Source organism: Kitasatospora sp. NPDC036755 (assembly GCF_040636595.1).
Classification (GTDB): Bacteria; Actinomycetota; Actinomycetes; order Streptomycetales; family Streptomycetaceae; genus Kitasatospora.
Window position 1 is genome coordinate 1 of record NZ_JBEZUT010000242.1, and the last position, 13462, is coordinate 13462.

The window sequence follows — 13462 nt, forward strand, 5'->3', positions numbered from 1 at the left end:
CGGAGCGGTGCTGCTCCAGCATGTAGCGCACGGCCAGGTAGCCCCAGCGGTAGACGCAGCGCCGCCGCGGGCAGACGCTGGCCACCACCGTCCCCGCACCGGACCGGACCGCGAAGCCCGTCGCCCCTGACGCGGCGGGGGCGGCCGCCCGGTTCGGCGCGTTCCGTCGGGCCGCCGCCCGTCCCACGGGGGCCGAGCAGCCCCCTGCCGGGGCGCCGACCGCGGATCCCGACACCATGCCCGACGCTTCCCCCGTCACCGAGAAGGACACCTGATGAGCAGTGCCACCGACCGTGACCTCGACTGGCTGTTGGAGAACCTGCTGGCGGCGACCCCCGGCACCCGGCACGCCCTGGTCCTCTCCGCCGACGGCCTCAAGCTCTGCCACACCGCCGGGCTGAGCACCGACCAGGCCGATCAGCTGGCGGCCATCGCCTCCGGCCTGCAGAGCCTGGCGCACGGCGCCTCGATCGAGTTCGGCGACGGCAGCGGCGGCGTGCGGCAGTCGATGACCGAGTTCCACGGCGGCATCCTGTGCATCGTGGCGGCCGGGGAGGGCGCCCACCTGGCGGTGGTCACGGACGACGACGCGGACGTCGGCGTGGTCGGCCACAACATGCACGGCCTGATCGAGCAGATCGGGGTGCGCCTCAGCGCGCCCGCCCGGCAGGCGGAGGGCGAGGCCACCGCGCAAGAGAGCGCCGGCATATGAATGCCGGGCCGGTGCTGCCGGGCCGCGACGACGACCCGGACCGTCTCTACACCATCACCCGGGGCCGCAGCCGGGCTCCGGAGAACGCCTTCGACCTGGTCACCCTGATCGTCGCCGAGCGGCAGCCGGCGCCGGGGATGCAGTCGGAGCACGCCCGGATCCTGCGGATGTGCGAGGCCCCGACGGCCGTGGTGGAGGTGGCGGCGGAGCTGTCGTTGCCCGTCTCGGTGGTGAAGATCCTGCTCGGGGACCTGCTGGAGTCCGGGGCGGTCACCGCCCGCCACCCCAGGTTCGCGCCGAACAAGGCCCGGCTGCCCGACCTCGACACGCTGAAGCAGGTGCTGCATGGCCTCCAACAGCTCTGACGTCGGGCTCGTCGACGAGGCCCGGCCCACCGGTGCGCGCACCCCGCTGCGGGCGACGGCCGACAACGCGTTGAAGATCGTGGTGGTGGGCGGCTTCGGGGTGGGGAAGACCACCCTGGTCGGCTCGGTCAGCGAGATCCGCCCGTTGAACACCGAAGAGGTGATGACCAGGGCGGGCGAGGGCATCGACCCGGCCGGCGCCTGGGGCAAGCGCTCCACCACGGTGGCCTTCGACTTCGGCCGGATCACCCTGTCCGAGCGCCAGGTGCTGTACCTGTTCGGCGCGCCCGGGCAGGAACGTTTCTGGTTCCTCTGGGACCGGCTGTTCAGCGGCGCCCTGGGCGCGGTCGTCCTGGTGGACACCCGGCGGCTGGAGGACTCCTGGTACGCGATCGACCGGCTGGAGCACCACGGCACGCCGTTCATCGTGGCCCGCAACAACTTCGGTGAGGCGAGCCACACCCTGGAGCAGGTCCGCGAGGCGCTGGACCTGCCGGCCGAGGTGCCCCTGGTGGACTGCGACGCCCGCGACCGCGAGTCCGGCAAGCGGGTGCTGATCGCACTGGTCCACCACCTGGCCGCCCTCGCCGGAGCATCCGACGCGATCTACGAGGAGAGCACCCCGTGACCGAGCCCGCCGCCACCCCGCCCCCGGGCTGCCCGGCGCACGCCGGCGCCACGCCGCTGTACGGGCCGCGTTTCCAGACCGACCCGTCCCAGCTCTACCGGGAGCTGCGGGCCGCGCACGGCCCGGTCGCCCCGGTCGAGCTGGCCGGCGGCGTGCCCGCCTGGCTGGTCATCGGCTACCGCGAGCTCCAGCAGGTGACCGGTCGGCCGCAGCTGTTCGGCCGCGACTCCAGCCGCTGGCACGCCTGGGCGACGCTGCCCGCCGACTGGCCGCTGAAGCCGATGATGGCGCCCGTCCCCTCGATCCTGTACGCCGAGGGCGAGGAGCACGTCCGGCGTTCGCGCGCGGTGACCGACGCGCTGGCCGGGGTCGACCCGTACGAGCTGCGCAAGCACGCCGAGGAGATCGCCGACGGGCTGATCGACGAGTTCGCCGGGCGCGGTGAGGCCGACCTGGTCGCCGAGTACGCGCACCGGATGCCGCTGCTGGTGCTCTGCCGGGTGCTCGGCCTGGACGAGGAGCAGGCGCCGCAGCTGATCGGGGCACTGCTGTCCATGCTGGACGGCGGCCCGGACGCGCCGGCCGGCGCCCAGCGGCTGCTGGAGCTGATGTCCGCGCTGGTCGAGGAGAAGGCCGAGTACCCGGGGGCCGACGTCGCCTCGCGGATGCTGGCGCACCCGGCCGGGCTGACCCGCGACGAGGTGATGCGCGACCTGCGGGTGCTGCTGATCGCCGGCCACCAGCCGAGCTCGTACTGGATCTCCAACGCGCTGCGGCTGATGCTCACCGACGAGCGGTTCGCGGCCTCGCTGGCCGGCGGCCGGCGCAGCATCAGTCAGGCGCTGAACGAGGCGCTCTGGGAGGACACCCCGACGCAGATCTTCGCGGGCCGCTGGGCGGTCCGCGACACCCAGCTGGGCGGTCAGCGGATCGGCGAGGGGGACATGGTCCTGCTCGGCATCGCGGGGGCCAACGCCGACCCGGCCGTGCGCCAGGCGGACGGCCGCCCGGCGGAGGGGAACCGGGCGCACATGAGCTACTCGTACGGCGAGCACGGCTGCCCGTTCCCGGCGCAGGAGGCGGCCGAGGTGATCGCCACCACCGCGATCGAGGTGCTGCTCGACCGGCTGCCGGACCTCCGGCTGGCGGTGGCCGAGCACGCGCTGGTGTGGCGGCCGTCGGCCTGGGTGCGCGGGCTGGTGGCGCTGCCGGTCTCGTTCACCCCCGGCCACCCGGCCTGATCCACCAACACCTGGCGCAAGAAAGAGAGTTGCCGATGACCGCTGCCCCGGCCCGAATCGCCCTCGACCCGCTGGCCCGCGACAACGCGGCGGAGGGCGCGCTGCTGCGGGCCGCCGGCCCGGCGGTGCCGGTCGAGCTGCCCGGCGGGGTCCTCGCCTGGGCGGTGACGCGGCACGGCGCCGCGCGCGACCTGCTGACGGACGCCCGGCTGGTGAAGGACGCCGCGCACTGGGCGGCCTACCAGCGCGGCGAGGTCCCGAGGACCTGGCCGCTGATCGGCCTGGCGGTGCCCGGCCCGAGCATGGTGACCACCGACGGCGCCGAGCACCGGCGGCTGCGGGCACTGGTCGCCCAGGCCTTCACCCCGCGCCGGGTGGAGCTGATGCGGCCGCGCGTGGAGGAGGTCACCCACGCGCTGTTGGACGCCCTGGCGGCGGGCGAGCCGGTGGTGGACCTCAAGACGGCCTTCGCCTTCCCGCTGCCGATGACGGTGATCTGCTCGCTGCTGGGCGTGCCGGAGTCGGACCACGGCCTGCTGCGCGACCTGTACGAGCGGTTCTTCGGCATCAAACCGAACCCGGAGGGCATCCAGGCGACCGTCGCCGGGCTGAACGCCTTCGTCAACGACCTCGTGGCGCAGCGCCGTTCGGCCCCGGGTGAGGACCTGGCGAGCGTCCTGCTGGCGGCCGACACCGAGGGCGGGGCGCTGACCGACGCGGAGGCGGCGGCCACCCTGCGGGTGATCATCGCGGCCGGCCACGAGACCACGGTGAACCTGATCGGCAACGCGGTGCGGGCCCTGCTGGCCCACCCGGACCAGTTGGAGCTGGTGCGTTCGGGCCGGGTGTCCTGGGACGCGGTGGTCGAGGAGTCGCTCCGCTGGACGCCCCCGACCAGCAACTTCCTGTTCCGCTTCGCGGCCGAGCCCATCCCGGTGGGCGACGTGGTGATCCCGGCCGGCGAGCCGGTGCTGGTCTCGTACAACGCGATCGGCCGCGACCCGTTGCAGCACGGGGTGACGGCCGAGGTCTTCGACATCACCCGGGACCCGAGCCGCCACCTGTCCTTCGGCCACGGCCCGCACGTCTGCCCCGGGTCCCCGCTGGCCCGGCTGGAGGCGGGGATCGCGCTGCCCGCGCTGTTCGAGCGCTTCCCGGGGCTGTCGCTCGCCGTGCCGGACGCCGAGCTGCGGCCGAGCCCCTCGCTGGTGGTGAACAGCCTGCTGGAGCTGCCGATCCGGCTGTTCTGACGGTGCGTCATCATCGCCGCCCCCGGCCGGGTTTACGGTCGGGGGCGGTCGTGCACCTTGGCGCGGGCCGACGGCTGCGTTAACGTCTTCGATCAGTCCGGCCGCCCGCCCCTCTGCTCCCTGCAGGCCCATCTCCGGTACAGCGCAATGTCGTTCAGTCCACCGTCGGCAGCATGCTCTGGCGAGGAGAACCGCATTGACCCTCAACCCGACCGCACCGCACGTGAGTCACCGCCGTCGCCTGGCCTCCGTGCCCGTCCTGGTGGCGGCGCTGGCACTGACCGCGGCCTGCTCCAACAGCTCCGGCGGTTCGGGTGGCGGCGGTGGCGGATCGGCCGCGTCGCTGTCCGGTGACTGCGCCAAGTACCAGCCGTACGCCGGACACTCGGGCACCACCGTGACGATGTTCGCCTCCATCCTGAGCCCGGAGTCGGACAACCTGGAGAAGTCCTGGGCCGAATTCGCCAAGTGCACCGGGATCAGGATCAGCTACGAGGGATCGAACGACTTCGAGTCCCAGTTGCCGGTCCGGGTCTCCGGCGGCAACGCCCCGGACTTCGCGATCGTCCCGCAGCCCGGCCTGCTGGCCCAGATGGTGAAGAGCGGCAAGGTGGTGAAGCCGCCCGCCGAGACCGTCGCCAACCAGGGCAAGTGGAGCCCGATCTGGAAGACCTACGGCTCGGTCAACGGCACCTTCTACGCGGCCCCGATGAGCGCCAACATGAAGTCGCTGGTCTGGTACTCGCCGAAGGCCTTCAAGGCGGCCGGCTACGAGGTGCCCAAGACCTGGACCGACCTGATGGCGCTCAGCGACCGGATCGCCCAGGCGGGCGGCGCCAAGCCGTGGTGCGGCGGCATCGCCTCCGGGACGGCCACCGGCTGGCCGGCCACCGACTGGCTGGAGGAGGTGGTGCTCGGCTCGTACGGCGGCGAGGTGTACGACCAGTGGGTCGGCCACCAGGTGAAGTTCTCCGACCAGAAGATCACCACCGCGATGAAGACGGTCGCCGACTGGATGCAGAACCCGGCCTGGGTCAACGCGGGTTTCGGTGACGTGAAGTCGATCGCCACCACCACCTTCCAGGACGCGGGAACACCGATCCTGAGTGGCAAGTGCCAGATGCTCCAGCAGGCGTCCTTCTACGAGGCGCAGTGGCCCAAGGGCACCAAGGTCGGCCCGGACGGGGACGTCTTCGCCTTCCAGCTGCCCGCGGTGAACCCGTCGGTCGCCAATCCGGTGGAGGGCGGCGGCGAGTTCCTGGCGGCCTTCTCCAGCCGGCCCGAGGTGCAGGCGGTGCAGAACTACCTGTCCAGCTCGGACTGGGCGAGCAGCCGGGTGAAGACCGCGAGCGGCTGGGTCTCGGCCAACCAGGGCGTGGACAAGAGCCTCTACACCGACCCGATCGACAAGCTGTCGGCCGCGGCGCTGACCGACCCGTCGGCGACGTTCCGCTTCGACGGCTCCGACCTGATGCCGGCCGCCGTGGGCGCCGGGCAGGAGTGGAAGTCGCTGACCGCCTGGTTCGCCGAGGGCCAGTCGATCCAGAAGACCGCCGCCGACATCGACGCCGCCTGGCCGCAGTAGTTCGGCAGTCGGCAGTCGGTCGTCGGCAGCCGGTTGCCGGTCGTCGGTAGTCGGTAGTCGGCAGCCGGTCGTCGGTTGCCGGTTGTTGTCGGCAGCCGGTGGCCGGAGCCCGGTCGTCAGCGGCCGACGTGCCGGGGCCGCTTCCGGCACACCCGGGACCACCTGTCGAGGGCGGTGCGGGGCCACCCACCCGCACCGCCCGCCCCCTTCCCACCGCACTCGAAGGGACGCGCGGCCATGTCCGTACCCGGATCGTCCGTACCCGGATTCCCGTCACCCGTCGCGGCGCCGGCCGCCGACGGGCTGACCGTCGAGAACCTGGCGGCCGGCGCCTGGAACGACGCGGCGGTCAAGTTCGGCAACACCGTGGGTGCCGTCGCGGGCTTCCTCGGCATCCTGCTGGTGGTCCTCCTGGTCGTCGGCCGGGCCAGGGGCCGGCTGGCCCGGCCGTTGTCGGTCGCGGTGTTCCTCGGCCCGGCGGTGCTGCTGCTGGCCGTCGGCCTGGTCGTGCCGCTGCTCCGCACGGTCTACCTCAGCTTCCAGAACGACGACGGCACCCGGTTCGTCGGCGGTGAGAACTTCGGCTGGGCCTTCACCACCGACTCGGTGCAGAAGGTGCTGGTCAACACGCTGCTCTGGCTGTTGGTCGCCCCGCTGGTGGCGACCGGGCTGGGCCTGGTGCTGGCGCTGCTGGTGGACCGGATGCGCGGCCAGTCGGTGTACAAGTCGCTGATCTTCATGCCGATGGCGATCTCGCTGGTCGGCGCGTCGATCATCTTCAAGTTCGTCTACGAGTCGCGCGGGCCGGGACAGCCGCAGATCGGTCTGCTCAGCCAGCTCGCGGTCGCGGTGGGCTGGGACGACCCACCGAACTGGCTGCTCTCCCAGCCGCTGAACACCTTCCTGCTGATGGCGGTGATGGTCTGGGTGCAGACCGGCTTCGCGATGGTGGTGCTGTCGGCGGCGATCAAGGCGATCCCGGCGGAGGTGGTGGAGGCGGCCAGGCTGGACGGCGCGCGTGGGGTGCGGCTGTTCTGGTACGTCACCGTGCCGATGATCCGCAGCACGGTGATGGTCGTGCTGACCACGGTCATGCTCATCACCCTGAAGGCCTTCGACATCGTCCGCACCATGACCGGCGGCAACTTCGGCACCCAGGTGCTGGCCAACGAGATGTACTCGCAGTCCTTCGTGCAGTTCAACTCCGGTCGGGGCAGCGCCCTCGCGGTGCTCCTCTTCCTCGCGGTGCTGCCGCTGGTGGCCTACAACATCGTGCAGCTGCGGAAGGAGCGTGAGGTCCGGTGACCGGGACGGACGGCCGGGAGGGCGCGGTGGAACCCGTGGAGCCGACGCGGCCGGTACAGGCGGCTAGGGCGGCACGGGCGGCGAGGGGGGCGGCGAGGGCGGCACGGGCGGTGAAGGCCGTACGACCGGTGGGGTCTGCGCGACCGGTGGAGCCGACGCGGCCGGTGCGGAAGGCCTTCAGCAGCCCGCCGGCCTCGGTGTTCGTGATCGCCATGACGGTGCTCTGGACGATCCCGACGCTGGGTCTGCTGGTGACCTCGCTGCGGCCCAAGCAGGACGTGACCGCCAGCGGCTGGTGGAACGCCTTCCTCCACCCGGACCTCGGCCTCGACAACTACCACTCCGTGCTGTTCGAGGGCGGCTCCGGGGCCTCCACCGGTCTGATGCCCTTCCTGGTCAACTCGCTGGCGATCAGTGTCCCGGCGACGGTCTTCCCGCTGGTGCTGGCGGCGATGGCGGCGTACGCGCTGGCCTGGGTGCGGTTCCGGGGGAGCGACGCGGTCTTCTTCACGGTGTTCGCGCTCCAGGTGGTGCCGCTCCAGATGGCGCTGATCCCGTTGCTGCGGCTGTTCTCCGGCGGCGCGCACCTGGGCTCGCTGACGCTGATCCCGGCGGTGGACCTGAAGGGCAGCTACGCGCCGGTGTGGCTGGCGCACACCATGTTCGCGCTGCCGCTGGCGGTGTTCCTGCTGCACAACTTCATCGCCCAGTTGCCGCGGGACCTGATGGAGGCCGCGGTGGTGGACGGTGCCTCGCACGTCAGGATCTTCCGTTCGATCGTGCTGCCGCTCTGCACCCCGGCGCTGGCCTCGTTCGCGATCTTCCAGTTCCTGTGGGTCTGGAACGACCTGCTGGTGGCGCTGACCTTCGCGGGCGGCACACCGGAGGTGGCGCCGATGACGGTGCGGCTGGCGCAGCTCTCCGGCTCGCTCGGCGGGCGCTGGGAGCTGCTCACGGCCGGGGCGTTCCTGTCGATCATCGTGCCGTTGATCGTCTTCTTCAGTCTCCAGCGGTACTTCGTCCGGGGGCTGTTGGCCGGGTCGGTGAAGGGGTAGCCGGGGAGTCCTCTGAGGGCTGGGGCATTTTGAACGCGTTCGGAATCGATTTTTGAACCTGTTCAGAATGGTCTACAGTCGGCAGCGGTTGGGGCGCCGAGCGCGCTCCTGGCGGACCGCCCGAAGGGCGGCTTCCGCATGCCCGCCGACCACTGAGGGGGACTCATGTCCGGCCCGTCCACGCCAGCCCCGTCCGACTCGCCCGAACCCTCCGGGCCTGGTGCGCCCGCCGAGCCCGCTGTGCCCGATGAGCCTGCTGTGTCCGTTGGGCCCGCTGTGCCCGATGAGCCTGCTGTGTCCGTCGGGCTTGGCGCACCCGCCGGTCCGGTCGAGGCGTCACGTCCGGCCGGTGCGTCAGGTCCGGCCGGGGTGACCGGGGTGGCCGGTCCCGCGGTGGCGCCGGGGCCGGCCGCGGTGTCCGGTCCGGCCGCGGCGGGCAACCCGTTCGACCCGTACGACCCGTACGATCCGTACGACCCGTACCGCACGGCGGTCTCCCACCCGCAGGGCCGACCGGGCCCGGGCCGGGCGCCCGGTTCGCCTGGTGCGTCCGCGTCCGCGTCCGCATCCGCGTCCGCGCCCGGTGCGTGGCTGCGCCGCAGCGATCCCGAGCGCCGCGCGGCGGCCACACCCAAGGTCCTCCTGGCGGCCCTGCTCACCGGCCTGCTGACGGCCTGGCTGCTCTACGACGGCCTGGGCCCCGACCTGCTGGTACTGGGCGCCGCCGCCACCGTCGGCGCCGGGGTCGCCGCCCGGGCGGCCGGCCGCCGGATCCGCCCCTGGACGGCGGTGTGGAGCCTGCTCGCCCTCGCCCTGCTCGCCGTCCCGGCCTGGTGGGACGCCGGGTGGCCCGCGGCGCTGGCCGTCGTCGGTGCGCCCGCGCTGGCCTCGCTGGCCCTGCACGGCGGCCGCCGCTGGCCGGGAGTGCTGTTCCCGCTGCCCGGCATCCTGTGGCAGCTGGTGCCCTCCGCGGGCTGGGTCTGGGACGGCCTGGGCCGACGACCGCTGCCCGGTCGCGGCCGGATCGTCCCGGTGCTCAAGGCGCTGGCGGTCGCCGCCGCCCTGCTGACCGTCTTCGGCCTGCTGTTCGCCAGCGCCGACGCCGCCATGGCGGACCTGCTGGGCAGCCTCAGCCCGGACCTCGAACTCGACCAACTCCCGGGGCGCGGCGCACTGTTCGCACTCGGGACGGTGACCACGCTGGGCTTCGCGCACATGGCCGCCGGCCCTCGCCGCTGGGACCGCACGGAGATCCGGCCCGGCCGGGAGCGGCAGCGGCTGGAGTGGGCGCTGCCGCTGGTCGCGCTGAACCTGATGTTCGGCGTCTTCGCGGTGATCCAGGCCGTGGTCGTGCTGGGTGGGGCCGACGCCGTGCTGAGCAGCACCGGGATGAGTCGCTCCGAGTACGCCCGGCAGGGCTTCTGGCAGCTCAGTGTGATCACCGTGCTGACGCTGGTCGTGGTGGCGGTCGCCAAGCGCTGGGCGCCGCGCACCACCGCGACCGACCGCCGGGTGGCACGGATCCTGCTCGGACTGCTCTGCCTGCTGGCGCTGGCCGTGGTCGCCTCGGCACTCGGCCGGATGTGGTTCTACGTGGACGCCTCCGGGCTGACCCGGCTGCGGCTCTGGGTGCTGGTGGTCGAGGTGTGGCTGGGCGCCGTCTTCCTGCTGCTGATCGCCGCCGGGCTGACCCGCCGCACCGGCTGGCTGCCGCGCGTCGTGGTCCTCAGCGGGATGCTCACCGTCGCGGTCTACGGCCTGATGGGCCCGGACGCGATCGTCGCCGAGCAGAACGTCGCCCGGTACGAGCAGGCCCGGCGGGACGACACCCGCGCCGCGACCATCGACCTGCGCAACGTCCGGCGCCTCTCGGCGGACGCGGTGCCCGCCCTGGACCGGCTCCCCGAACCGCACCGGAGCTGCGCGCTGCAGCTGATCGCGCAGGACCTGGGCGGCGGCGCGAAGCCGTGGTACGCGACCAGCCTCGCGGCCGTCCGGGCCCGGGAGATCCTGGCGGACCGGCCGTTGGCGGACCGGCCTGCGAACGGCCCTTCGGCCTGCGACCGGGCGGGGCTCCTGTACGAGGACCTGTAGGCCGACCGGGGAGAGGGAGGGGCCGCGGACAGCCGCAGGGCCGGCCGGGAGCGTCCTGCTCCCGGCCGACCCTGGTCGTCGTGCCGCCTCGGTTCACTGCTGCTGCGGTGGCGGCGCGTTGCGCGGTGCCGGTGCCGGTCGTGGTGCGGCGCGGTGGTGCCGGTGCGTCGCGATGTGCCGGTACGTGCCGGTGGTGTCGGTGCGTGTCGGCGGTGTCAGTGCATCGCGACGGCGGAGGAGTCGCTCGGCAGATCGCCGGCCTTGGCCTTGATCACGAAGACCGAGACCAGCAGGGCGACCGCCGCGAGTGCGGCGCCCACGATGAAGCCGTGCGAAATGCCCTGGGTGAGCACGGTGTTCGCGGCATCCGTGCCCTGGGGGAACTCGTGGTGCTGCTGGAGGTAGGCCAACTGCTCCGGCTTCGCGCTCTCCATGAACTTCGGCAGCTGCACGGCGGCCTCGGCCGTGGCGTAGTGCGCGAAGACCGTGGTCAGGATCGACAGGCCGAGCGAACCGCCGATCTGCTGCATCGAGTTGAGCAGGCCGGAGGCGGCGCCGGTCTCCTCGCCCGGAACGCCCGCGACGGCGAGCAGCATCACCGGGACGAAGATCAGACCCATGCCGAAGCCGAACACCACCGTGGGGCCGAGGACCCCGTCCAGGTAGCCGCTGTCCTTGCCCATCTGGGTCAGCCAGGTGAGGCCGACGGTGACCAGGAGGGCGCCGCCCGCCATGAAGGGCTTCGGGCCGTACTTGGCCTGGAGGTTGGAGGCGATCTGCGCGGCGATGATGATCGCGACACTGATCGGGAGGAAGGAGACGCCGGCCTTCAACGGGCTGTAGCCGAGCGGACCCTGCACGAACAGCACGACGTAGAAGAAGATGCCGAACATGGCCGCGGCCAGGCAGAGCATCATCACCAGGCCGCCGGTGCGGTTACGGTCGGCGAACAAGTGCATCGGGGTGATCGGCTGGTCGGTGCGGCTCTCGACCACGAGGAAGGCGGCGAGCAGGATCGCGCCGGCCGCGAAGGAGCCGAGCGTGATGCCGTCCGACCAGCCGTCCGAGGCGGCCCGGATGAACCCGTAGACCAGGCCGACCAGTCCGAGCGTCGAGGTGAGCGCGCCGGGCAGGTCGAAGCGGCCAGGGTGGCGCTCGGACTCGGCGATGTGGCGCGGAGCGGCGATCGCGATCAGCACCGCGATCGGCACATTGACGAAGAACACCCAGCGCCAGTTGAGGTACTCGGTGAGCAGACCGCCGGCCAGCAGACCGATCGCGGCACCCGAACCGGCCACCGCCGAGAACACACCGAAGGCGCGGTTGCGTTCCGTCCCCTCGTCGAAGTTGGTGGCGATCAGGGCGAAGGCGGTCGGGGAACAGATCGCGCCGCCGATGCCCTGGAGCGCGCGGGCGGCCAGCAACAGGCTGCTGTCCTGCGCGAAGCCACCGAGCAGCGAGGCCAGGCCGAACAGCAGGGTGCCGAAGATGAACACCCGGCGGCGGCCGAGGATGTCACCCGCGCGACCTCCGAGCAGCAGCAGTCCGCCGAAGGTCAGGGTGTAGGCGTTGATGACCCACGACAGGTCGGTGGTCGAGAAGCCCAGGGCGTCCCTGATGTGCGGCAGAGCGATGTTCACGATGGTCGCGTCGAGGACCACCATGAGCTGGGTCGCCGCGATGACGGTCAGGGTGATGCCCTTGCCCCGCCCCTGGGTCGTCCGCGGTGGTGAGGTTTTGCTGAGCGTGTCGGAGATAGCCACGAATGTGCCCCCTGCTGGCTATGTGCTCGGTGGTGCGGGTCCGGCGGAGTCGCCGGTCCTTGCATGGCGCCGCGCCCCTTGCGCGGGCCGGGAAGGAACGGGATCGTTCACTAAGTCGGACGATAGCTTGGTCATGATTGTGAACGCAAGCGTTCCTTAAGGGTGGTGGCGATGGAGCGGTTGGTACGGCGCCTGGTGGCGGACCGGTTCGGTCCGCTGCGGGGTGCTCCGGCGGAGCCGACGATCGGGGCGGCCGTTCCGCCCGGGGGCGTTCGGGGCGAGGCCGTCCGGAGTGAGGTTGTCCGGAGTGAGGTCGTCCGGAGTGAGGTTGCCCGGGGCGGGGACATCCGGGGTGGGGGCGTCCGGGGCGGTGCGGTTCGACCCGCGGCTGTCCGGGCCGGGGAAGCGGGCGTCGGAGGGGCGGGCGTCGGAGGGGCGGGCGCCGGAGAGGCGGTCGGGGGAGCGAGAGACGGGAGCGGGGTGGAGAGGAGCGGGGTGGGGCCCGAGAGGGACGGGGCGAGGTCGGTGCCGGGGGCGGACGCCGAACCGGCCTGCTGCCCGGTCCGGGTCGCCCATCAGGCGCTGACGAGGCCGTCGCGGCGCCGGGGGAGGGAGCTGGAGAAGGCGATCTTCGAGGCCACGCTCGACCAGCTCACCTCCGGCGGATACGCGCGACTGACCATGGAGCGGGTCGCCAGTGCGGCGCGGACCGGGAAGGCCGCGCTCTACCGGCGTTGGGCGTCCAAGGACGAGCTCGTCATCGACGCCCTGGACGCCACTCTCCCGCGCCCCTACGACACCCCCGACCTCGGGTCCGCCCGCGACGAACTCCACCGGATCGTCGAGGAGTTCGCGCAGGCGATGACCTCCCCGGTCGGCTCCGCGCTCAACGCGCTGATGGGGGAGATCGACCACGAGCGGGCCGAGGTCTTCAAGGCCTTCATCACCAACCGGGTCATCGAGCCGACCGCCCGGACCATCCTGGAGATCCTGCGCCGGGGTGCCGAGCGCGGCGACGTCCGGCCGGGCGCGGCCACCCCGCTGGTGGCGGACGTCATCCCGGCGGTGCTCCTCTACCAGGTCAAGATCCGAGGGCTGGAGGGCATGGGGCCGGGCTTCGCGGGCCGGCTGGTGGACGAGGTGCTGGAACCGATGATCCGGGCCTGAGGCGGCCGGCCGTCGGCGGGTCGGGAGGACTGGGGCGGGGAGAGGCCCGGCCGACCGAGGGGCTTGGTCGGGGGGTGCCGGGCCAGTGTCGCCGGGGCCGGGGCGCCGGGTCCGTGTCGCCGGGGCCGGGGCGCCGGGTCCAGGGCGGGAAGGGCCGCCGGCGGGGAAGGCGGATCCGGCGACCGTGGAGCGGGCTTAGGCTCAATGCCGGTGACTTTAAGTGGTGCTACGCGGGGTGATGGTGGGTGCTACGGGTTGTGGTGGTGGCCAGTTGCGGTGCTGGGCCCGTTTGAGGGG

General features: G+C 72.6%; 12 protein-coding genes. 10 read left to right on the forward strand and 2 right to left on the reverse strand.

The annotated features are described in order from the left end of the window. The coding region (locus AB0E96_RS29150; RefSeq protein WP_359828663.1) for a hypothetical protein at nucleotides 1-238 on the reverse strand (238 nt) is incomplete at its 3' end. A 36-nt stretch (nucleotides 239-274) separates the two neighbouring features. On the opposite strand from AB0E96_RS29150, the gene AB0E96_RS29155 reads away from it, so the two are divergent. From AB0E96_RS29155 to AB0E96_RS29195, 9 genes are all read left to right on the forward strand, one after another. Next, nucleotides 275-712, forward strand: coding sequence for a roadblock/LC7 domain-containing protein (locus AB0E96_RS29155; RefSeq protein WP_359828664.1), 438 nt, complete (start codon nucleotides 275-277; stop codon nucleotides 710-712). Continuing rightward, a complete protein-coding gene (locus AB0E96_RS29160) occupies nucleotides 709-1077 on the forward strand; it encodes a DUF742 domain-containing protein (protein WP_359828665.1) in 369 nt (122 codons plus the stop codon). Before AB0E96_RS29155 ends, AB0E96_RS29160 begins: the two co-directional genes overlap by 4 nt. Continuing rightward, nucleotides 1058-1705 (forward strand): ATP/GTP-binding protein, encoded by a 648-nt coding sequence (locus AB0E96_RS29165; protein ID WP_359828667.1) that lies wholly within the window; start codon nucleotides 1058-1060, stop codon nucleotides 1703-1705. The genes AB0E96_RS29160 and AB0E96_RS29165 overlap by 20 nt, the downstream gene beginning before the upstream one ends. Next, on the forward strand, nucleotides 1702-2946 hold the full coding sequence (locus tag AB0E96_RS29170; RefSeq protein WP_359828669.1) for a cytochrome P450: 1245 nt from the start codon (nucleotides 1702-1704) through the stop codon (nucleotides 2944-2946). Before AB0E96_RS29165 ends, AB0E96_RS29170 begins: the two co-directional genes overlap by 4 nt. A gap of 35 nt (nucleotides 2947-2981) precedes the next feature. Beyond that, complete coding sequence (locus tag AB0E96_RS29175; protein WP_359828670.1) at nucleotides 2982-4196, forward strand: cytochrome P450; 1215 nt, start codon at nucleotides 2982-2984, stop codon at nucleotides 4194-4196. A gap of 196 nt (nucleotides 4197-4392) precedes the next feature. Then, nucleotides 4393-5781: an ABC transporter substrate-binding protein gene (locus AB0E96_RS29180; RefSeq protein WP_359828671.1), complete on the forward strand. Its 1389-nt coding sequence runs from the start codon at nucleotides 4393-4395 to the stop codon at nucleotides 5779-5781. Between the two features lie 237 nt (nucleotides 5782-6018). Further along, nucleotides 6019-7086 (forward strand): sugar ABC transporter permease, encoded by a 1068-nt coding sequence (locus tag AB0E96_RS29185; RefSeq protein ID WP_359828673.1) that lies wholly within the window; start codon nucleotides 6019-6021, stop codon nucleotides 7084-7086. A 164-nt stretch (nucleotides 7087-7250) separates the two neighbouring features. Further along, the gene (locus AB0E96_RS29190; protein ID WP_359828674.1) at nucleotides 7251-8141 is read left to right on the forward strand and encodes a carbohydrate ABC transporter permease; all 891 of its coding nucleotides are present in this window, start codon (nucleotides 7251-7253) and stop codon (nucleotides 8139-8141) included. A gap of 378 nt (nucleotides 8142-8519) precedes the next feature. Beyond that, a complete protein-coding gene (locus AB0E96_RS29195) occupies nucleotides 8520-10235 on the forward strand; it encodes a DUF4173 domain-containing protein (RefSeq protein WP_359828676.1) in 1716 nt (571 codons plus the stop codon). Nucleotides 10236-10450: 215 nt separating this feature from the next. Here the strand turns inward: AB0E96_RS29195 and AB0E96_RS29200 are convergent, their stop codons facing one another. Beyond that, complete coding sequence (locus AB0E96_RS29200; protein WP_359828679.1) at nucleotides 10451-11992, reverse strand: MFS transporter; 1542 nt, start codon at nucleotides 11990-11992, stop codon at nucleotides 10451-10453. Between the two features lie 501 nt (nucleotides 11993-12493). On the opposite strand from AB0E96_RS29200, the gene AB0E96_RS29205 reads away from it, so the two are divergent. Then, on the forward strand, nucleotides 12494-13165 hold the full coding sequence (locus AB0E96_RS29205; protein ID WP_359828678.1) for a TetR/AcrR family transcriptional regulator: 672 nt from the start codon (nucleotides 12494-12496) through the stop codon (nucleotides 13163-13165). Nucleotides 13166-13462: the final 297 nt, after the last annotated feature.